The sequence below is a fragment of the Rhizobacter terrae genome, assembly GCF_003852895.1.
Lineage (GTDB): Bacteria > Pseudomonadota > Gammaproteobacteria > Burkholderiales > Burkholderiaceae_C > Albitalea > Albitalea terrae.
This window is the reverse complement of the sequence record NZ_QUSW01000001.1, coordinates 1,180,968-1,201,881: the sequence shown is the minus strand read 5'-3', so window position 1 is coordinate 1,201,881 and position 20,914 is coordinate 1,180,968. Positions and strand designations below refer to the sequence as shown.

Genomic DNA, 20,914 nt, shown 5'->3' with positions numbered 1-20,914 from the left:
CCTGGCGGCCCGAACTATGGCGCGACGCTTGTGGAGACCGTTCGTGCCGTTACCGGCTCCTGCCCAGAGGAAAGAGCGTAATCATGGGGCCGCTCTGCAGCGTGACCGCTTCAGAGCCAGAAGCCTCACATCAACGGGACGAATCTATGTCGGTGCCCAAGGACTATGAGTCCTTGGGTAGACTGCAAAATCCTTACGCAAAACCAGTATCCATGCGGGCTTGCGGCTTCTCCTTGCACACTGGATTTCGTGCACATGATGCCGCAAGGCGGAAATCCTTTGCAAGCCCAGCATTCTTGCGGGTTGGCCACGCACCATTGCACACGGCACGACCGATTCGAGCCGATGTGCTCCTTGAGCGTGTGCACGCGGCCTGCCGACTTGCAGCCGTCGACAGCGTACCCTGGCCATCACCGCCACAGATCCGCCGCGACCAATACCTTCGAGATAGTCTGCTCATGAGGCAGATGCGGCGTGCCACTTAATGGCTCAGGCAACCTCGACTCACCCACCTGGAGCTAGGAAACGGATGGACCGCAATGGCAGCCGCCGTCTGGCTTGGTCAGTCAATTTGTCGTAGTGCTCATCCCACAGGTCGAACAGCTTCTCCAGTCCGATCAGCGTAACGCGGCGCTTCTCCTGAGTACGCGCCTCCGTTTCGGCGTCCTTCGTGAAGCCGCCCGTGCAGACGAAGAGGCCCACGTCGTCGTCGCCCAGCAATGCCATAAAGGATCGCAGGCCGTCAACGCTCACCGCTTGCTGTTGTCGCTTTACTTGCACCTTGATGCGCGGTGGCCGCGTACCCAAGGCATCAGGCCACGCAAGAATGTCTATGCCACCGTCCTTTCCGGGCAGCGAGACCCAGGTCACGTGGTAAGACATGGCACGCAGCAGATCGGCAACCAGGTCCTGAAAGTCATAGGGATTCATCGCACGGAGGTAGGCCGAAATTTCCGCCCATGCTTGCTCCTCCGCCTCTTCGTAGGTCACGCTCACCGCCTTGGCAGTCGTATCCGGCTCGTCAGTTCCCCCGCCCGTTCCAGCTGTCGCGGCCACGTCGGCGTCAGGCTGGGCAGCCCTCCACTCGGCGTAGAGCTTGCACGCCCGTCGATAAAACGCTTCAGGGTCGGGCAGCTCCAGATAAGCCTTGCGGCCTTCTTCGGTAATGGTCCAGATGCCCTTGTCCTTAACCAACCAGCCGGCTTTGACGCAGTCGACTGTCGCGAAGCGCACGATCTTCTCGAAACGCCTGCCGCCCGACTCGTAGGAGTCAGCCTCATAGGGTGTTAAGGTGACGCGACTGGCCAAAGCCTGCAACGCCGCACTTGCTTGCACACCATCGGGCGCGGCCATCAGGATGTTGAACAGCTCCCGAAGTAGTTCGCCGGTGCGGCGGCGGGTGATTTCGGCCATATCAGCTACTCCGATTCTGGCTATTGAACTGTCGCCAACTCAGCAAGCCAAGCTTGCATTCGGGCGGGCTCGATCATGGCTTGCCCAAGAGTGGTGTGAACCTCATGATGCGGCTCACTGGGCGAGAGGCCTCCCACCCACTGCTGAACGTAGCTTCCAAGCTCTTGCAGTGTGTGCCTCGCCTGTGCCGGCCCAATTCGTCGGCTCTCGCTGCGCCGAAGAACGTCCTGATGCTTGGCATATTCCGCCTTGAATTCGCGCGTCCATCGGCTTGCCAAGTTGAGCAACGCGTCGAGATTTGCGGCCTTGGGCTGATCGGCGGGCGCAACGGCCGAGCAATGCACTGCCGCTGCATGAACGTCATAGCCAAGCTGCAGGGCTCCGTTGCCCGGGCGCAAGTACGGGTGGAACCAGTCGGCAAAGCTGCCGGCACTGTGCACTGGCTTGTCCCCCTTGTTCGGCGCTTCGTTGCAGGTGCTACAGATGAGCGTCAGGTTGTCACCGCACATGCTGAGCAATGGGAACGCGCTCTTGATAACCCAGTGGTCCACGTGCGGCGTATCGCCCAGCGGCCCGCCACAGAGTACGCAAACCTGGCGGGCGTGGGGGTCGGTGTTCAGACGGTGCGCAACACGAAAGGCATCGACGAATACGGCGTAGGTGACACCTCCTGCCGCCACCGGCGTTCCGTCTTCGGCGTATGGCAGGCCGGCGTGGAATCCCTTGTCGTAGAAGGCCTCCATCAGAGTTCTGAACGCCGTCCAGTTCGCCGGCTCCGTCTGCGGGCCTGTCGCGGGCCAGGGCGGCGGCGCGGCTTGAAATTGCGTCGCGAGTGCCGAGACAGCCTGCACCCAGGCTGCCAAAGCGACCTTCTGTGCTGTTGGCATCGCCGCAACCAACTGCGCACGCTCAAGTAGCGGCCGTTTGTCTTTCTTGGTCTGGAGAAATCCCCACAGCCAGTCCGCTTCTATCGCACTGAGCATCACAGGCGGTTGCAGGCCCGCGGAAGTCAGGCTCGCCGCCGTGGTGCCAGGGGCGCAAAGCCACAGTGCGAACCGCTGCATCAGATGCTGGCACGCCACCAGCGCGGGGTAACAGGTCACGCGATGGATCGGCTTAAGCATCGCCGCCCCGCCAGGTGTTCAGCAAAGTGCGCAGCTCGCTGCGGTAGAAGCCCGATCCCATGCGGGCAATCAGCCGTTCCAGGTCGGCGATTTCGGCCTGCGTACCGGTGGTCTGCGCCAGCTTGCCTTCAATGAACTCCTGCGCCCTCTTGCCGATGCTGTCGTCAGCGCCAAACACCGTCATCATCAACGCACTCGGGTCGGTCCCGAACGTTGGCTCGTCGACGCTGCGCACATTGGAGCCATGCGGCGTCTTCTGCACCATCACGATCTCGTTGTTGAACACATCCGACAACACGATGGCCGAATGGGTGGAGATCAGCACGTCGTTGCTGGTGTGGCCAATGGCGTCGTCGATGATGTCGACGATCTCACGCTTCCATTTGTCATTGAAGTGGGTCTCTGGCTCGTCTAGCAGGAGCAATGCGTCCTGCTGACCCTGTAGCAGATGGAAGAGTGCCATGCGGCCCAACACCATCTGTTCGCCATCCGACAACTCTTCGTAGCGAAGCACGCCGATGTCGTCGACCTCCGTCACATTGGCATCGCTTGGCGCCGGTGCGCGACGTAGCCGGATCAACACGTCATCGAACAGGCCGACTTGGTTCAGCTCCAACAGGCGAGCAAAAAGGTCGAACGCACTGGCATCTTGGGCGCCACCCAACAACGCCCAAAGGGCCTCACCTTGGCTCGTGCAAGTCTGCAGTTCTTCGCGTGCGGCAGAGGCATAGCTCGAAGCCTGTGCATCGAACGAGCCCATCAAATCAAACAACAAGGTTCGGCGAGCTTCCACTGGATGGGGCTCGGCGATCACTTCGCTGGCGCACAGCCACCAGTCATGCGCGGTTTCGCAGAGCTTCCGGTCCCACTCTGCCGCCTGCAAGCGAGAGCGGAAGGCCACAGACACCAGGTGATGCCATCCGCCACGCTCCAACAGTTCCTGCATCGAAGTCCTGTTGTCGGAGCGACGGCGAAGCTGGGCCATTGCCGCATCGAGTTCAGCGCGACCTGGATAGTTAGTGGTTTCAATAAAGGCCTGCGGCAATGCCACTGCCAACAGAGCGCACTTAAGTAGCGTTGCATCCAAGAGCACTGGTCGCCGGAAACGGCCCGCCTCAGCATTGCTGCCACTCATGCCGCGCGGGGCAGCTTCTGCGTCTGTTTGTCGGATCGCTTGTAAGGTACGTTCCTGCGCTGCCGTCCATCCCGCTGGGCGCTCATCGCTCTGCTGGTCATCCCCACTGTCCAGAAAACCCTCGGCTCTTTGATTTCGGCTCCACACTGAGCGCCACGGCCGAAGGTCGCCGGTCGTGTATGCCAACACCGCAGAGGGCAGCGCAATGACCTGCGGCGTGACCGATCCGGCTGGCCATTCGCCTCGACGTATGAGCGGGCGGAAATCTGCTGGAATTTCGCTCGACTCGGTCGACAAGCAGAGAAATGCTTGGTCTAACTGCTCGGCTGTGGCGTTGTCTGGAAATACATACCGATCCCCGATCCAAAGACTCGCAGACTGACGGTCACCGAGCCAATCCAGGACCAGCGTTCGAAAGCGTGAAGAGTCGCGATGACCGAGTTCATAGATGAGGCGCACCGGAAATGGAGCACGGCGCCCATCCGCAATTGCCAGGAACACCTCCGCCACAGCGCGGAGCAGATTTGACTTTCCACTGCCATTCACGCCGACCACAAAACGAATGGCGCACTCGCGCTCCAGCGGCGAGCCACTGGCAAAGCACACCTTGATGTCTGAGATTGGCGGGTAGTTCTGCAGATGCAGATAGCGCAGGCGCATTACTTCTCCTCCAACTCAATTTGCTTCGCCGCCACCTTGAGGGCACTGGCAAGGTCAACTTTCAGATCATCGAGTGAGGCGTAGCGCCGGCTTTGGTCCACCAGATGGGTGAAGTCCTTGCCTTCGTCATCTTCAATCGAAATGACTTGAAACATGCTGCCCGCGCCGGCGCGCTGCGAGGTTTCATAGTCCAACTGCGCTTGAAAGTGGTAGTGCCCATGATCGTCATCAGCCGATAAGGCCTTGCGCAGACTCTGCACGTCGGCCAAGCGCGTGAACTCGTCGTTCCGCAGCGGACGAAAGGCTTTGAGGTAGTCGCGCTCGCCGCTTTCCGGGTCGACCTTGGGTAAGGCGACTTTTGCGATCAACCCCAGGGCAGCCAGTTGGCTGAGTGTGCGGCGGATACGGTTGCCGTGCGAGGTACCAAAAACTTGCAGCTGCTCGGTCACTGTCGTGTCGTCGCAGAAGCGCGCAAACACGTCTGGGTCTTCGACCAGCAGGGGTTCGCCGCTCGATTGGCAGTACACGGTGAAGGCAGTCAACACTTGGCGCTGAAACGCACTCAGTTGGCCCAGCAGCCAATGGCGGGCGGGCCGTACAGTCATTTCAGCCTGGGCGGACGGCGTGGCAGTGATGGTGGCGCTAGGATCGATCATGGCGCCCCGCTCGCGAAGTAGCGTGTCGCGGGTCTGCACGGCCTTCGCGATCTCGTTGGCGTGATCGTCGCGCCACGTGGGTGTCAGCTCACCGATCAACGCCTGTTGGCTTACTATTGTCTGCAGTTCAGCAAAAGCATCTAGCTTGCTGAGCATCTGTGATCGCAGCGCTTCGACGGTGCGCACAAACTTCGCAAACGCATCCTGGATGGCCAACGGTGGCAGCGGGACTGTGATCCGACCCAGGTCAGTCGGACTCACGTTGGCCATACTGACCGCCTGCTTGGCTGAATTTGCGAGCCGGTACTTGCCGTAGGCGCTGTTCAATGTGGCCCACAAGTACTCAGGCAGCATCTCGCTCTTCAAGCGCAGCCGAATCAGGTAGGACGCGAAGCTGAATGCGCCAGCAACTGGGCGCCACACTGCGCACTTGCCAACCAACTCTTTCGAGTTGGTTCGATTGAACAGCAGGTCACCATCCTGCAATTCAGTCGATGCGATGTCCTTGGCGGACAAGCTGGCGTACTTCAGTTCAGACAAGTCCAGCCAACCACTGCTGGTGATACTGTTCATGCGCAGCACTGCATGCGTGCCGTGCTCCTCCATCGCTTCGGAAATGCCGTACTGCGAGTCTGCAATGCAGTCGCTGATCCGCACTGGGTCGATCAGGCCGTCAGTGGTGTACCACGCGCCAAAGTGTTCCCAGTAGGCGGTTCTAACCAGTTGATCAATCTGTTCGCTGATCGACTGCTTGGCCTTCGCTACCACTTTCGCCTGTTGCAAAACATCGACGATGCGCTGTTGCTCGGGAAGGGTCGGGAGTGGGATCTTGACCCGAGCCAAGAAGTCAGGGGGAACTCTTTGTAGACCGCCTGTACCGACAAACGCAGAGGCGGCTCGATCACGAAAGGCTTGCTGACGAACGAAGCTGAAAACAAACTCGGGTAGTACAGCCGGCGTGGGGCGCAGAACATGGAATTCGGTAGATCCAAACCCAAGCCCATTTACTAGCTGACCAACAATCGCAGCCTTTCCGTTCTCCATGCAAGGCGTGACCTTTGCAAACAGTACATCGCGTTCACGAAAGCTTGTATAGCCCCTCGCGACTTCGCCAAACGTACGCTCCTCTGGTTTGTCGATGACCCCCGCAGATTCGTTCACGGCGGACATCGGCACAAAGGTCACCGGCAAATCGTCACTAGGCCGAATCTCGGCCAACAGCCGAGGGTTCAGTTCGCAAACATCAGTGAGCCGTACTTCTGCCCACGTCGCTGGCAGCCTCATTCCTGCCCCTCCACCATCGCCAGCAGCTTGTCGAGTCCCTTGATGATGTCCTGCTCAGTAGCCTTGAGTACACCGATCAGCTCAGCAACGCTCTTGTCGCTCTTCAGCTGAGTGAAGTCGAAGGGCTTGTACTGCCCGGCAGACAGGTTCCACTCGCGAGCCTCGATGCAGTCGGGATCGAGCAAACCGTCCTTGAGCGAGCCCTTGTCGTCGTACAGACCCTCAGCCAGCATGGCCTGCACATAGGCGTGACGCACCAGGCCGTCAGCATCGTGCGATCCGACGAGCGTGCCATCGTCGCCGCGCCAATCGTTGTTGCGGACCCAGGTGCGCACCGGCACCACCCAGTGTTTGGCCGCTTTGAGTTCCGTCGCCTGGTCAACGGCCAGGCTGCGCAGCGTCACGTCGAAGCCGTCAAGCTTGGCCACCTCACGGGCAATGGCTTCAAGCGCGGCCTTGAGGTCAGCCACGGGCGCCTGTTGACTGAACTGCACAACGGGTGCCTGCTTGACGGCGGTCTCATGGAATGACAGGCCGGCCTTCATAGCGTCCCTCACCAGGTCTTTCCACAACGGCAAGGCAGGGCCATCCTCAGCATCAAACAAGCGGTGAACCTCCTTGGCCGCCCGGTTGAAGTCTTGCTGGGGCACCCTGATAGCCTTTTGCCAGTCGGCCATAGCGAGTTCGGCGTTCATGGGTTTTTCGCTCGTGCCTGCTGTGCGCCATTGCTCCCAGATGGGCCGCGTGGGGGCCGCGAAGTACTTGACCGCCAAGTCGTACAACTGCTGGCTCGCGGCATTGCGCACTTGTGCTTCTGCGGCCTTGGGGTCGGCAGGCAGTTCGGGAAACAGCTCATGGATGCCCCAGACTTGGCCGTCCCACATGCTGGTGTCAGGCAAGGCCGCGAAAGCCTCTCCGGCCGGCGTGAGTTGGTCGGCAGTGTCACGCAGCAGCGCTTGGCGCCAGCGCTCGACGCGAAAGCGGGGTTGAAGCAGCACCTTTTCGTTGTGCTGCGCGCCTGTGCGGCCGTGCGCGAGCCAGGCTTTGAACTTCTCCAGTGCATCCCACAGGTCGTTCTGCTGGCCAGGTCGAGCATTGCGCTTGGCATCTTTCGAGTACCCGTCTTCCTCCACCTCGTAGAACCAGACATGCTCTGTGCGCGGAGCCGCGCGGCAGGTGGATGTCGGCCGTTCGTCACGCCGGGTTTCCTTGCGGAAGATGAGAACCGAAGTCTTCACGCCGGTGTAGGGTTGGAAAACGCCACCAGGCAGCGAGATAACACCCTCGACCACGTGCTCGGTCAGCAGCTCGCGGCGCAAGCGGGCGTGGGCATCGGTATTGCCGAACAGCACCCCCTCCGGAATGATCACCGCGCAACGGCCACCCACGCGCAGCAGATCGAGCATCAACCACAGGAAGAGCAGCTCGCTCTTGTTAGTAATGCTGTCATCCTTCTTCTTGCCACCACCGCCTACGCGCGGGAACAGCAAGGAGTCAGGCTCGAGGTCCCCACTGTCCACCGTGCCAGTGAAGGGTGGGTTGGCCAGTACGAAGTCGTAGGTTTCAGATTCCAGCAGTTGCTTGAGTTGGCCCTTGCCTTCGCGCTTGCTGAGCGAGTCGCCCTGCAACAGATGCGGGTCGGTCACGTCATGCAGCACCAGGTTCATCCAGCCGATGCGCGCCATGGTGCGGTCGTTGTCCAGGCCGACGAAGTTGGCGCCGTTATGGATGGCGGCGTACTGCTCGGGCGTGGCTGCGGCACCATCGGTGCGGTGCGGCGTGCCGTCCCATTCAAGCACCACGTTCTCTTGCGCAGAGTACTTGCGCATCAGGTGCTGCTGCGTGCTGAACAGAAAGCCGCCCGTGCCGGCCGCGGGGTCGATCACACGCTGGCCGGGCTCGGGGTCGAGCAATTCGACCATGAACCGGATCAAATGGCGCGGCGTGCGGAACTGCCCGTTCTTACCAGCGGTGGCCACCTCACTGAGCAGATACTCGAAGGTGTCACCCATGATGTCCTGGGCGGCGTTGCCGTCACCGGCGCGAGCAAATAGCTGGTCGATGGCGTCGATGGCGTCGCTCAGAACCTTACCTTTGTTGGGGTCGAGCTGAAAGTAGGCATCGGCCATGCGGTTGTTGAGGCTGGCCAGCTCGGTGCCGTCTGCGCTGGCAGTGGTGAAGTGCTTGTCGAGCTCGCGCAGCCACGGGAACACCACATCGATCAGGTGGCCGGGATTGGTCTTTTCCTGGCGGATGTAGCTCCACTTGCATGACTCGGACCCTGCGTAGATCGACGGAAACCCGCGCTGTTGGCGCTTGAGGTCAATGTCCTCCAAGCGCTTAAGAAACAGCAGGTAGGTGATCTGCTCCACGGCCACCAAAGGGTTGGTAAGGCCTGCGGCCCAGAAGCGATTCCAGAGTTCGTCAACTTTTTTCTTGATGTGCGGAGCAAGCATTAAGGTTTGTCCTTGAGGGATCAGGCGGCCTCGTCCATCAGCTGGTCGGCCAAGGCAATGAGTTCGTTGATGTCTTGCGGCGGGAACAACGATTCCACGCGGCCCACTCGCGACAGTGGTGGCTCGTTGAGCGCTGCGAGGGTGATGCGGCCGCGGCTTTGCACTGCGGCCTTTACAGCACGCAAGAAGTTGAGCTGGTTGGCACGGAGGTATCCGTGGCTGGCAATGAAGGCATCAAACGCGGCGTTGATGCGCTCTTCGCGGTTGGGCAGATGCACACCCTCGCACAACATGTGGCGCAGAAAGTCGGCCAGCGATGCAGCTCGCGCTTCGAAGGCTTTGCGCAAAGTCTCTTCGGTGACGAAGAGGTCGGCCTGGTTCAGCGCGGAGCTGATGCGCTCCAGCTCTTCGTCGCTCAGGGCTTTGCCGCCCTTGAGCTCGGCCAATTCGGGCAGTTTGTCAGCGAGGCGGCGAACAAGGGCTTCCACCTGCTGGCGGTAGCTTTCGGCAAAGGCGCCTTCGCCGGTGGGGCCGTAAATGATCCAACTGCGCTGGGTGATGCTGTCGGGGAGATTGATTTCCACCGTGTGACCTGGGGCACTGGTTCGGTAACGCATCAGTGGCGCGAACACCGCCTGCAACGTGGCAAGGCGGACCATGTCCAGGTGTTGCCAGAATCCGACCGACTGCACCCAGGCGCGTTGCTCAGCCGCGTCTTGCACCTCGGGGATGTTGTCGGCAAGGCTGGCCACGGCGCCCTGGATGCGCTCGCGCACAGTGACTTGGTCGTCGGCATTGCCCTTGAGCCAGCCCACGGTGAGCCGCTCGCACCAGATGCGGAACTGCAATTCGTCCAGACCTGCTAAAGGCGCAAGGCGCATCAGTGGTGCGATCGTCTTTGAGAGGTGTTCGAGCGTGCTGGGGTCGGGCGCCGGCCACTGCCGGGCCAGTGCATCTAGCTCGTCCCAATGTGGCCGTACGTTGACACTTTGGCGTGGCAAGGCCAGCAGCATGGCCTGCAGGACTGCAATGGCGTCGCGCGTGCCTTGCGCACCTGGCTCCTGGCCGTAGAGCAACTGCCACACCTCCAGCCGCAATCGAAAAAGGCGCACTGGCAAGGGCTCGCTGGGGTGCTCGATCTCACCGTCAGGCTTGAGCTTGAAGTAGGCGAAGTTCTTCCAGTGGTCGATGATCAAGAAGTCCTTCTTGATCTCACCCGTTGACTTGTCGATATGAAGTCGCGTGCCGCGACCAATCATCTGCCAGAACTTGACCTTGCTGAACACAGGCTTGGCGAACACCAGGTTCTGAATGGCAGGCACGTCAACACCGGTATCGAGCATGTCCACCGAGATGGCCACGCGCGGCATGGTTCGAAACTTGAAGTCATCCAGGGTGGCATCGGCACGCTCCATATGGCTGTCGATGATCTCGGCCATACCTTGGCGTTGCAGCTCCGGGTACAGGCGGTTGAAGCTCTCGTACAGCCGCTTGGCGTGAGCATGGCTAACAGCAAAGATGATCGACTTGTGAGGTAACCCGCGAACGTCTTTGCGGCTCTTGTCCATGAACTCCCGCACCATGGCGTCGTTAGTGCCCTGGTTGATGACGCACTTCTCGATGTCAGTGCCATCGAAGTTGAGTTCATCGACCTCCACGCCCTGGTCGCGCGCCATTTGCTGTAGTGGCTGCGGAAGGGCATCCCCTTGAATGCCCTTCAATTGGAAATTGGTCTGCGCGTCCAGCACGCGGTAGTTCACCAGGTTCTGGTCGGCGATGGCTTGTTCGTAGCTGTAGTAGTAGCTGGGAGCGCCGTCGCCGCAGTCGAACAATTCAAAGGTGTTGTGGTCGATGTAGTCGGTTGGCGTGGCAGTCAGGCCAAGCTGAATCGCATCGAAGTGGTCAAAGACGGCCTTGTAGCGCTGGTAGATGGATCGGTGACTTTCGTCTGCGACGATCAGGTCGTAGTAGCCCACCGACAGGCGCGAGTACACCTGCATCATGCTGGGGTAGGCGGAGAACTGAATGCGAGCGCCCGAGGTCTCGCCAGCCTCGATGCGGGCCAGGCTTTCGTTTGGCAGGTGAGACTTGAACTCCGACATTGCCTGTCGCACCAGTTCGCGCCGGTCGGCCAAGAACAGCACGCGCTGCACGCGTTTGGCGCGCAGCAAAGTGTCGACCAGAGCGATAGTCGTCCGCGTCTTGCCCGTGCCAGTCGCCATCACGAGAAGAAACTTGCGCTTGGCCGCGTCAACACCCTCGGTGACTCGCCGAATGGCCTCGTTTTGATAGTCGCGGCCAGCGATGTCCGCATTGATCGCGACGCCTTGTAGCGGTTGCGCGAACTGGCGCTGGTGATGCAGGCGCTCCAGGTCGTCTCGCGTGTAGAAGCCTGAAACCTTTCTAGGCGCGTAGCGCTCACGATCCCAGAATTGGATCTCGTTGCCATTCGTGAGGAAGATGAATGGGTCTTGGCCGAACTTCGCTCTGAGGACGTCGGCATAGTCTGCAGCCTGCCGCTTACCTGCCAGCTCGTCCCGCGACGTGCGCTTCGCTTCAACCACGGCTAGCGGCTTTCCGTCGCTACCAAGTAGCACGTAGTCCGCGAACTGCTGGGCGTTGTAGCCCGCCTCATTTTCCTGTGCCGACAGAACGAATTCTTCGATCAGGCTTCGCCGCGACTTGTTCCAACCGGCGTGCGCCAACTGAGCGTCAACAAGTTGAGCGCGTGTGGTTGCCTCATTGGAATTCGGGGTCGCCAAGTTGCTTCTCCCCTGCGGTCAGGTTGACGCCGGCCAATGCCGAGCAAAGTCAAACGAAAGCTGGCGATGGTGCCGAATTGACAGCAGGTACACAGTGGCATTGACCTCCACGGCCGCATACAGAATCAGGTAGTCACCATGCAGGTACTCGCGCAGGACGTTGGCCGAGCCTTCCGGCAGAGTGGCCAGTTGTGCCAGTGCCTCTGCCGATTGCGGTGGGTTGTCGAGGTAGCGACGGCCAATGCGAGAGAACCGCGCCAGGTTGGGGATCACAGTGGCGCGCAGTTCGGCGAGCAGGTCATCAAAAGCAAAGGCTGCATTCGCCTCCGTCAAGAACGCCTCGATGGTGTCCAGGCGTTCCAGGAAGCTTGCCGTCAGCTCGACCCGGTAGGCATGCTCAGCCACGCTTCTTGGCAGCCTTGCCGGTGGTAGCGCTGGCTCGGCGCTGTTGAATTTGGGCGAGGGCAGCATCCGCCCCGTAGGTACGGCCGGCCTCGACGTCGGCCAATCCACGCTTGGCATCGTCGATCAACAGCAGGTGGATGCGTTCGCGTTCCAGCCGGTGGTAGTAGTCCAGCCGGTCTGCGTCGATAAGGGCGACAAAGCTCTCACCGTTCTTGGTGATGATCTTCTCGGCACCGGCCTTCGCTTGGTCGGCGAGTTCGGAGAGGTTGGCGCGCGCCTGGGTAAATGGCACCACATCACTGGCTGAAAAGCCCATGGCTAGCTCCCGGGAAGGTGATGACAGAATTCTGTGCAGTCTATCTCACTGCGGCTCGCGCGGCCAACTCCGTCGGTCATCCCCCGGCCCTGCGGCGGCGCCCCGGTCCACGCGCACGAAACGTAATAACGCACCACAACCCAACCATGAGAAGGAAATCTTTAATGGCGACACGCGGTATGGCAGTTGTTGGCTCAAGGAGACTGGCCGGAACCCTCCACCAATGTCAGCACACAGCCTGAATCGTTCGTCCTGCTGAAAAGGATGAGCGCTTTTGGCTCGTATTCGCCAAGTGATTCAGGGTGGAGAAAGCAGCCAAGAAAAAAGGGGCCAACGGCCCCTTGTCGATTGACGCTCACTCCACCGTCACACTCTTCGCCAAATTCCTTGGCTTATCCACATCCGTCCCCCGCGCACAAGCCGTGTGATAAGCCAGCAACTGCAGCGGCACCACATGCAAGATCGGCGACAGCGCCCCATAGTGCTCCGGCATCCGGATCACATGCAGCCCTTCGCTGCTCTCGATGCGTGAGTCGCCATCCGCAAACACAAACAGCTCACCACCGCGCGCACGCACTTCCTGCAGGTTGCTCTTGAGCTTCTCCAGCAGCGCATCATTCGGCGCCACCGTCACCACCGGCATCGCCGCCGTCACCAGCGCCAGCGGCCCGTGCTTCAGCTCACCCGCAGGGTAGGCCTCCGCGTGGATGTAGCTGATCTCCTTGAGCTTCAGCGCCCCTTCCAGCGCGATCGGATAGTGCAGCCCACGCCCCAGGAACAGCGCGTTCTCCTTGCGCGCGAACTCTTCGCTCCACGCAATCACCTGCGGCTCCAGCGCGAGCACCGCCTGCACCGCCACCGGCAGGTGGCGCAGTGCCTTCAGGTGCTCGGCCTCCTGCTCGTCGCTCAGGTGCCCACGCACCTGCGCCAGTGCCAGCGTCAGCAGGAACAGGCCCACGAGCTGCGTTGTGAACGCCTTGGTCGACGCCACGCCGATCTCCACCCCGGCCCGCGTGATGTACGCCAGCTCGCACTCGCGCACCATCGCGCTGGTGGACACGTTGCACACCGTCAGCGTGTGGGTCATGCCCAGCGAGCGCGCATGCTTGAGCGCGGCGATGGTGTCGGCCGTCTCGCCGCTCTGGCTGATGGTGACGACCAGTGTGCGCGGGTTGGGCACGCTGTCGCGGTAGCGGTATTCGCTCGCAATCTCCACGCTGGTCGGGATCTTCGCGATGCTCTCCAGCCAGTACTTCGCAGTGGAGCCCGAGTAGTAGCTCGTGCCGCAGGCGAGGATGAGCACGGAGTCGATGTTCTTGAAAATGCTGTACGCCCCATCACCGAACAGCTCGGGCGAGATGCCGTTCACCGCGTCCAGCGTGTCGGCAATGGCCTTGGGCTGCTCGAAGATTTCCTTCTGCATGTAGTGGCGGTAGGGGCCCAGCTCGGCCGCGCCGGAGTGCGCATGCACGGTGCGCACTTCGCGTTGCGCGGCGGCGTAGCGGCCTTCGGCGTTGCGCTGGGTGATCCACACCTTGCCCAGCTGCAGGTCCACCACGTCGCCTTCTTCCAGGTAGACGATCTGGTCAGTCACGCCGGCCAGGGCCATGGCGTCAGAGGCCAGGAAGTGGTCGCCCGCGCGATCACCGGTGCCGATGCCCAGCACCAGCGGCGAGCCTTCGCGGGCACCGATCACGCGGTTGGGCTCGTCACGGCAGAACACGGCGATGGCGTAGGCGCCCTTCAGGTGCAGGCAGGCGCGCTGCACGGCGTCGAGGAGGTCGCCGTCGTACAGGTGGTCCACCAGGTGGGCGATGACCTCGGTGTCGGTCTGGCTGGTGAAGGCGTAGCCCTTGGCGATGAGCTCGGCACGCAGCTCGTCGTGGTTCTCGATGATGCCGTTGTGCACGAGCGCGATGCGGCCGGCGCTGCCTTCGCGCGCCTTCGGGCCGTGCGAGAAGTGCGGGTGGGCGTTGTGCACTGCCGGCGCTCCGTGGGTGGCCCAGCGGGTGTGGGCGATGCCGGTGCCGCCTTGCACCTTGTCGGTGGCGATGTTGACGTCCAGCTCGGCCACGCGGGCGGTGCTGCGGGCGCGGCGCAGTTCGCCGTCCTGGTGGACGGCCACGCCGCAGGAGTCATAGCCGCGGTACTCGAGGCGCTTCAGGCCTTCGATGAGGATGGGAACGATGTTCTTCTTGCTGACCGCGCCGACGATGCCGCACATGGGAGGGCTCCAGAGATATGTTCGATGGGGGAATTCTGGGTGGCGTCGATTGATGAAAGGGTGCGAAATTGACGTTGACTTGATCAATAAATTCACAAGTCCATTGATGTGAGTGATAAATTCACATCAATGAGTGAAGTGGTTGAAAAAATCGATCTGGACACCATCGACCTGCGGATCCTGGAGGTCTTGCAAGCCGATGCCTCCCTGTCCAACCTGGAGCTGGCTGCCGCCGTCCACACCTCGGCCGCCACCTGCCTGCGCCGGGTGAAGCGCCTGGTGGACTCCGGCTTGATCGAGCGTCGCGTGGCCATCCTTTCACCCGACCGCTTGGGCGCCAGCCTCACGGTCATCGCCGAGGTGACGCTGGACCGCCAGGGCGCCGAACATCTCGCGGCCTTCGAGGCACGCGCCGTGGCCGAGGCCGCGGTGCAGCAGTGCCACCGCGTCTCGCCGGGGCCGGACTTCATCCTCATCCTGCAGGTGAGCGACATGCCGGCGTGGGACGCGCTCGTGAACCGCCTCTTCACGCAGGACGCGAACGTGCGCAACGTGAAGAGCTTCTTCAGCGTGAGGCGCGCGAAGTTCGAGACGAAGCTGCCGTTGCCGGCTCCAACCCGTCCGGGCTGAGCCTCGCGAAGCCCGCTACTTCTTGATGATCACCAGGCCCTTGAGGTATTCGCCTTCGGGGAAGGTCACCGTCATCGGATGGTCCGGCGCCGCGCCCACGCGGGCGTAGATCAGCCCATCGACGTTTGCGTCCAGCCCCGCACCTGCCACGATCTTGTGGAACAGCTCCGCGCCCACGCCGCCCGAGCACGAGAAGGTGAACAGCGCACCCCCCGGCTCCAGCAGCTTGAAGGCCAGGCGGTTGATGTCCTTGTAGGCCCGCGCCGCGCGTTCGGCATGCGCCGCGGTGGGCGCGAACTTGGGCGGGTCCAGCACGATGGCGTCGAAGGTCTGGCCGGCCTTCACCGCGTCGCGCAGGGTCTGGTTCACGTCGGCATCGCGCGCTTCGTGGCGTGACGCATCGAAGCCGTTGAGCGTCACGTGCGCGCTTGCACGCGCCAGCGCCGGGGCCGATGAATCCACGCTCACCACTTGCGATGCGCCACCGGAGAGCGCCGCCACGCTGAAGCCGCCGGTGTAGCAGTAGCAGTTGAGCACACGCTGGTAGCCGAAGTGCTTCACCGTGTCGGCGAACAGCTTGCGGTTGTCGCGCTGGTCGAGATAGAAGCCGGTCTTGTGGCCCTCGGCCACGTCCAGCGTGAGCTTCCATTCATGCTCGCGGATGGTGACCTCGGTCGCACCGTCGCCGCGCAGCCAGCCCGTGACGGGTTCGAGGCCTTCGAGCCCGCGCACGCCGGAGTCGCTGCGCTCGTAGATGCGCGTGAGGCCAGTGTGCTTGAGCAGCAGGTCGGCGATTTGGTTCTTCCAGCGCTCCGTGCCGGCAGAGAGGAACTGCGCGCTCAGCACGTCGGCATACTGGTCCACGATGAGCCCAGGCAGGCCATCGGCCTCGCCGTGGATGAGCCGCACGCCATCGCTGGCGATCGGTAGCCGCTTGCGGATGGCCAGCGCCTGCGTGATGCGCCGCTCGAAGAAGCCGGCATCGATGCGCTCCGCTTCATCGAAGCTCCAGGCCCGCACGCGGATCATCGAGGTCGGGCTGAACGAGGCCCAGGCGAGGAACTTGTCGTCGTGCGAAACGACCTTCACGGTCTCGCCGCTGTCGGCCTTGCCGGAGTGGATGCTGCCCTGGAACACCCAGGGGTGACGGCGCAAGAGCGAACGCTCCTTGCCGTCGCGGAGCTTGATGACTTTCATGGGTGGGATTGTCTCTTAGGCCTGCAGGCGGGCCGGCCAGCCATGCAGCGCGTCGATGATCGCCGCGCGCAATGCATCGGCATCGCCTGCGGGCACGGTCTGCACACCGGGCATGCTTTCCAGACCGCAGGCTGCCGTGGCGATAACCGGCACGCCAGCCGCGATGGCGCGCAGTGCGGCGCGGGGCGAATGCTCGATGTGGGCCGGCATCACCACCACATCCGCTCGCGCCAGCCAGCCGGTGGCATGGCTGGCGTGGGTGACGTGCAGGCCCGGCCAGGCGTCAGGCCGGGCCGATGGCGTTCCGAGGACCAGCAGGTCCGCATCGATTCCGCGCAGTGCCTGCGCCAGTTCACGCTGGCCTTTGCGAGCCAGCGCGCTGCACGGAAACACGATGGCCGGACGCTCCTTCGCTGCACGGGCCCATGCCGGCGGCGCAGCATCGGGCATGGCCCAATCGATGAGCTGTACCTGATGGATGCCATCGCGTCTCAGGCATGCCGCCAGCTCCCGGTGCGAACACACAATCTCATGCGCACGCCGCAGCGCGAGTTCCTCCTCGCGCGCTAGCACCGGATCGGCACGAAAGTCTTTCAGGCTCGGCTCATCCGGCCAACGCAGGCTCGCTTCGTCCAGGCGGCGTTCGATCTCGTGCATCGGCAGGCTATGGGCGAGCACGGTCACCTTCCGGCCTTGCAAGACGCCCGCCATGGCAAGGTGCGGCAGCAAGGCCTGGTCGACGATCACGTGGGTGTGTTGCGGCCGCAGTCGCCGGGCATAGGCCGCGGCCAGCCTTCGTTGCTCGTTCATCACCGTGGCCTGCCGCTTCCCGCCGTCGCGACCGGCAAGGCGCGAGTGGATGGCGCGAAGCAGGAAGGTCCACCAGGCAACGTGGTACGGCGACGGGAAATGCCACGACGCACGCCCCGGGACCGGCAGGCCTTTGAAGCGCTGCGCCCTCGGCACCAATGCATCGGCTTGCATCGCGTGCTCGTGCAGATGGCGCTCGAATTCCGGGGTCCACGTGTCCAGCAACAGCGCCGTGGTTCCCCGCGTCAGTTGCTGCTCCGGCGGCCGGTGCCTGAAGCACGCCCGCTCATCGCAACTCAGGCATCCACGCAAGGGCTCACCGTCGGGCGATCGAGGCGCGACCGGGATGATCGTGCTCTTGCGCTGGGCGGCTGTGCCGCGCAGCCGGACGATCAATTCCGTGTCCGTCAGCATCGCCTCGATCTGCCAGTGCTGATCGCTGCGGATGCGCAGGTCCACATAGTTCCAGAACAGCGTCGCGTCCACGAGTTCGGGGCGGCTCGAGTCCAGCACTGCGCTGTGGCCATGGCGTTCGACCAGCGTGAATCCGGCCTGCACTGCACAGGTGGCCAGGGCGTTCGAGAGCTGGCACAGGCCACCGCCCAAGGTGGGAATCACGCAGCCTGCGCGCACCTCGCGCCCGACGGCGAAGCCACGTCCCCGGCGCACTCGGCCGACCTGCTTCCAGAAGCTGAAGGTTTCTCCTGCGGGCACGGCCGCGCCGTTCAGCGCCTGTGCGGCGATGCGCAGGTTTTGCACCTTGCCCGCCACCAGGGACCATTCGGATGCCGGCGCCTGTGTGTCCCACAGTGCGCTGCGCCATTCGGAGACGACCGGCAGTTCGAGGTCGTCGCCTGGTGCAGGCCACCGCCTGACAGGGGCTTGCACCCAGTCGTGCCACGCGCGGACCAGCATCAGCCCTCGTGAACGCAACCAGATCGAGACGGCTTGGCTGCGCGTGGGCAGGCGCCACGCTGACGTTGCCGGTGAACTCATGGAGGACGTCTTGTCCTAGCGCACGAGGCCAGCATGCCGCAGCAAGCTGCGCAATGCGGCCTCATCCTCGACCAACGACTCCACCACGGAGGCCATTTCCTGCAGCGCAAACGGGTTGCGATTCACCGCCGCGAACAGGTCGGCTTCACAGTCGAAGGTGGTTCCCACGAGAGTGTCTGGTGCGAGACGGGGAAGCACGGCTTCGAGCAAGTCTTCCCAGTCGTGCCCGCTGCCTTCAAGCCCGGCGTCCTTGAAGGCCTGCAGGTCAGGCGGTGAGAAGACAAGGCTGATCGTGCCGTCATCATGCTCGGACCAGTCGTACTCGAATTCGATCGACATGGGCTTCAGCCCTCCCTGGCTTCTATCGCTTCTTCGCCCGCGGATGCGCCGCGTCATACACCTTCGCCAGGTGCCCGAAATCCAGCTTCGTGTAGACCTGCGTGGTCGTGATGTTCGCGTGCCCCAGCAGTTCCTGCACGCCACGCAGATCGCCGCTGGACTGCAAGAGGTGGGACGCGAACGAATGCCGCAGCATGTGCGGGTGCACGTGCGTGGGCAAGCCTGCAACCAGGGCGCGGCGTTTCAGGCGCGAGCGGATCTGGCTGGCCGTCAGCCGGCTGCCGCGCTGGCTCACCAGCAAGGCGTGCTCGCCGGCCGACGCCATCTGGTCGCGCACCGCCAGCCAGGCCTGCAGCGCTTCGATGGCCGGCTTGCCCACCGGCAGGCTGCGCCGCTTGCTGCCCTTGCCCAGCACATGGGCGGTGGCATCGGCGATGTCGATCCATCCAGCCGCGTGATCAGAGGCCTGGACATCGAGCCCTTCCAGTTCGCCCACGCGCAGACCGCAGCCGTACAGCAGCTCCACCATGCAGCGGTCGCGCGCCATCAGCACGGGCGAGGTGGTGTCGTCGTCAATCTCGGCCAGCGCCACTGCATGGTCCACCGGCAGGGCCTTGGGCAGCGGCTTGGCCATCTTGGGGGCCCGCACGCCTTCCACCGGGTTCGCGCCGACCAGTGACTCGCGCCCCAGCCAGCGGTAGAACCCGCGCCAGGCCGAGAGCACCAGCGCGATGCTGCGCGGCGCCAAGCCACCGGCATGCATCTGCCCCGCCCAGCGGCGGATGTGATGCACCTGCACGCGTCGCAATTCGACCTTGGCCTCGCCCGCCCGCTGCTGCAGGCGCACGAAGGCTTCCTCGTACAAGGTCAGCGTGCGCGCGGCCAGGCGTCGCTCGACCTTCAGGTGCGTGAGATGCCGCCGGATGTCTTCGCTCAGCTCGACCGGCGCCGCATCGCTCATGGCTTCAACCTGCCGCTTGCAGCCTCGACAGGCCGGCGCTGGCGATCTCGCCGATGCGCATCAGGAACTCGGTGCCCATGTCGGCCGCATAGCGCGTGGGGTCGGGCGAGCCCAGCACCACCATGCCGAAGGCGGTGGGCGTCACGCCGTGCCGCAGGGGGATGAGCGCGATGGAGGTCATCGCCTTGCCGTCTTCCATCCACTGCGCCGCCTCGAAGCCGGTGTTGGGGCCGCAGTAGGGCGCCATCAGGCTGGTGGCGAAGCTCTTGAGGTCGTCGCTCACCGGCTTGGCAAACCCCAGCGCCGAGAAGGCGGGCGCTGCGCCCCACACGCGGATGCCCGCCTGCGGGATCATGAACTGGTGCATCAGCTCGGTGACCAGCACTTGCGGCAGGTCGGCCGCGTTGGCGGTGAGCATGATGGCGCGGGTGAAGCGGTGCAGGCGATCGGCGATGGCCACGTTCTCCTGGCCGTGGCGGATCATCTCCATCACCTTCATTTCCATGCCCTTGATCTTGTCGCGCAGCATTTCCATCTGGCGCTCCTGCAGCGACACGGCGCGCTGGCCGTGCGGGCTGGTGAGCTGGATGCTCGCGAGCAATTCGGCATGACGCTCGAAGAAGCCGGGAGTGTTCGCCAGGTAGTTGGCGATGTCGTTTTCGGTGATGCCTTGAATGCCAGCCGTGCTCACAGTTCGATGTCTCCTTCAAATACGGTTTGAGCCGGGCCGGTCATCAGCACGTGGCTGTCGCCGCCTTGCCATTCGATGGTGAGGCGGCCGCCTCGGGTGTCCACGTCCACGCGCGAGTCCAGCAGGCCCAGGCGGATGCCCGCGACCACCGCCGCACAGGCACCCGTGCCGCAAGCCAGCGTCTCGCCGGCGCCGCGCTCGTGCACGCGCAGCTTGATGTGCGTGCGGCTCAGGACCTGCATGAAGCCGGCGTTCACCTTGCGCGGGAAGCGCGAGTGCGCCTCGATCATCGGACCTTGCGAGGCGACCACGCCGGAATCCACGTCGACCACCACCTGCACCGCGTGCGGGTTGCCCATGGAGACCACGGCCAGGTCCACGTCGTAGTCGCCGAGCGAGACGGGCCACTGCTCGAAGTCGCCCATCCGCCTGGGCGTGAGGCCGGCGCCGTCGAACGGAATCTTCTCGTGCGAGAAGATGGGCGTGTTCATGTCCACCGTCACGCGGCCGTCGGGCTGAAGCTTCAGCTCCAGCACGTTGTTCATGGTCTCGACGCGGATCTGGTCCTTGTCGGTCAGGCCGTGGCTGCGCACGTAGCGCACGAAGCAGCGCGCGCCGTTGCCGCAGTGCTCCACCTCGTCGCCGGTGTTGTTGAAGATGCGGTAGCGGAAGTCCACCCCGGGGGTGTCGGTCTTCTCCACGATGAGGATCTGGTCGGCCCCGATGCCGAAGCGGCGGTCGCCCAGCCGGCGGTACTGCTCAGGCGTGAGCTCGACGGGCGCCCGGGTGGCGTCCAGCACGACGAAGTCGTTGCCCGCGCCGTGCATCTTCGTGAAGTGGAGTCGCATGGGGCCG

At 63.1% G+C, this 20,914-nt stretch carries 16 protein-coding genes; 1 reads left to right on the top strand and 15 read right to left on the bottom strand.

Going from position 1 to position 20,914, the window contains the following annotated elements; translation table 11 throughout:
* Positions 1-504: 504 nt before the first annotated feature.
* The 9 genes from DZC73_RS05505 to glmS all read right to left on the bottom strand — a co-directional run bounded on the left by DZC73_RS05505 (position 505) and on the right by glmS (position 14,435).
* Positions 505-1,413, bottom strand: coding sequence for a restriction endonuclease (locus tag DZC73_RS05505; protein ID WP_124539149.1), 909 nt, complete (start codon positions 1,411-1,413; stop codon positions 505-507).
* Between the two features lie 20 nt (positions 1,414-1,433).
* Positions 1,434-2,537: an HNH endonuclease signature motif containing protein gene (locus DZC73_RS05500; protein WP_124539148.1), complete on the bottom strand. Its 1,104-nt coding sequence runs from the start codon at positions 2,535-2,537 to the stop codon at positions 1,434-1,436.
* Positions 2,530-4,332 (bottom strand): AAA family ATPase, encoded by a 1,803-nt coding sequence (locus tag DZC73_RS05495; protein WP_124539147.1) that lies wholly within the window; start codon positions 4,330-4,332, stop codon positions 2,530-2,532. The genes DZC73_RS05500 and DZC73_RS05495 overlap by 8 nt, the downstream gene beginning before the upstream one ends.
* On the bottom strand, positions 4,332-6,272 hold the full coding sequence (locus DZC73_RS05490) for a restriction endonuclease subunit S (protein WP_124539146.1): 1,941 nt from the start codon (positions 6,270-6,272) through the stop codon (positions 4,332-4,334). The genes DZC73_RS05495 and DZC73_RS05490 overlap by 1 nt, the downstream gene beginning before the upstream one ends.
* A complete protein-coding gene (locus DZC73_RS05485; RefSeq protein WP_124539145.1) occupies positions 6,269-8,728 on the bottom strand; it encodes an N-6 DNA methylase in 2,460 nt (819 codons plus the stop codon). The genes DZC73_RS05490 and DZC73_RS05485 overlap by 4 nt, the downstream gene beginning before the upstream one ends.
* A 20-nt stretch (positions 8,729-8,748) precedes the next feature.
* Entirely contained in the window at positions 8,749-11,490 is a 2,742-nt protein-coding gene (locus DZC73_RS05480) for a type I restriction endonuclease subunit R (protein ID WP_124539144.1), read from the bottom strand.
* 18 nt (positions 11,491-11,508) lie between these two features.
* Positions 11,509-11,895 carry a type II toxin-antitoxin system RelE/ParE family toxin gene (locus DZC73_RS05475; RefSeq protein ID WP_124539143.1) on the bottom strand — a complete coding sequence of 129 codons (387 nt, stop codon included), beginning with the start codon at positions 11,893-11,895 and terminating at the stop codon, positions 11,509-11,511.
* Complete coding sequence (locus DZC73_RS05470; RefSeq protein ID WP_124539142.1) at positions 11,888-12,211, bottom strand: type II toxin-antitoxin system Phd/YefM family antitoxin; 324 nt, start codon at positions 12,209-12,211, stop codon at positions 11,888-11,890. Before DZC73_RS05470 ends, DZC73_RS05475 begins: the two co-directional genes overlap by 8 nt.
* 355 nt (positions 12,212-12,566) lie before the next feature.
* Positions 12,567-14,435 (bottom strand): glutamine--fructose-6-phosphate transaminase (isomerizing), encoded by a 1,869-nt coding sequence (gene glmS / locus DZC73_RS05465; RefSeq protein WP_124539141.1) that lies wholly within the window; start codon positions 14,433-14,435, stop codon positions 12,567-12,569.
* Between the two features lie 129 nt (positions 14,436-14,564).
* On the opposite strand from glmS, the gene DZC73_RS05460 reads away from it, so the two are divergent.
* On the top strand, positions 14,565-15,065 hold the full coding sequence (locus DZC73_RS05460) for an Lrp/AsnC family transcriptional regulator (protein ID WP_124539140.1): 501 nt from the start codon (positions 14,565-14,567) through the stop codon (positions 15,063-15,065).
* Positions 15,066-15,080: 15 nt separating this feature from the next.
* Here the strand turns inward: DZC73_RS05460 and DZC73_RS05455 are convergent, their stop codons facing one another.
* From DZC73_RS05455 to dapF, 6 genes are read right to left on the bottom strand one after another with little or no spacing between them, the layout of a single operon-like run.
* Positions 15,081-16,262 carry a class I SAM-dependent rRNA methyltransferase gene (locus DZC73_RS05455; protein WP_124539139.1) on the bottom strand — a complete coding sequence of 394 codons (1,182 nt, stop codon included), beginning with the start codon at positions 16,260-16,262 and terminating at the stop codon, positions 15,081-15,083.
* 15 nt (positions 16,263-16,277) lie between these two features.
* Positions 16,278-18,068, bottom strand: a complete 1,791-nt coding sequence (locus tag DZC73_RS05450) for a VanW family protein (RefSeq protein WP_124539138.1) — start codon at positions 18,066-18,068, stop codon at positions 16,278-16,280.
* Positions 18,069-18,083: 15 nt separating this feature from the next.
* Positions 18,084-18,464, bottom strand: a complete 381-nt coding sequence (locus tag DZC73_RS05445; RefSeq protein WP_124539137.1) for an Imm51 family immunity protein — start codon at positions 18,462-18,464, stop codon at positions 18,084-18,086.
* The gene (locus DZC73_RS05440) at positions 18,430-19,368 is read right to left on the bottom strand and encodes a tyrosine recombinase XerC (protein ID WP_124539136.1); all 939 of its coding nucleotides are present in this window, start codon (positions 19,366-19,368) and stop codon (positions 18,430-18,432) included. Before DZC73_RS05440 ends, DZC73_RS05445 begins: the two co-directional genes overlap by 35 nt.
* A 4-nt stretch (positions 19,369-19,372) precedes the next feature.
* Complete coding sequence (locus tag DZC73_RS05435) at positions 19,373-20,059, bottom strand: DUF484 family protein (protein ID WP_198414781.1); 687 nt, start codon at positions 20,057-20,059, stop codon at positions 19,373-19,375.
* The gene (gene dapF, locus DZC73_RS05430; RefSeq protein WP_124539135.1) at positions 20,056-20,907 is read right to left on the bottom strand and encodes a diaminopimelate epimerase; all 852 of its coding nucleotides are present in this window, start codon (positions 20,905-20,907) and stop codon (positions 20,056-20,058) included. The genes DZC73_RS05435 and dapF overlap by 4 nt, the downstream gene beginning before the upstream one ends.
* Positions 20,908-20,914: the final 7 nt, after the last annotated feature.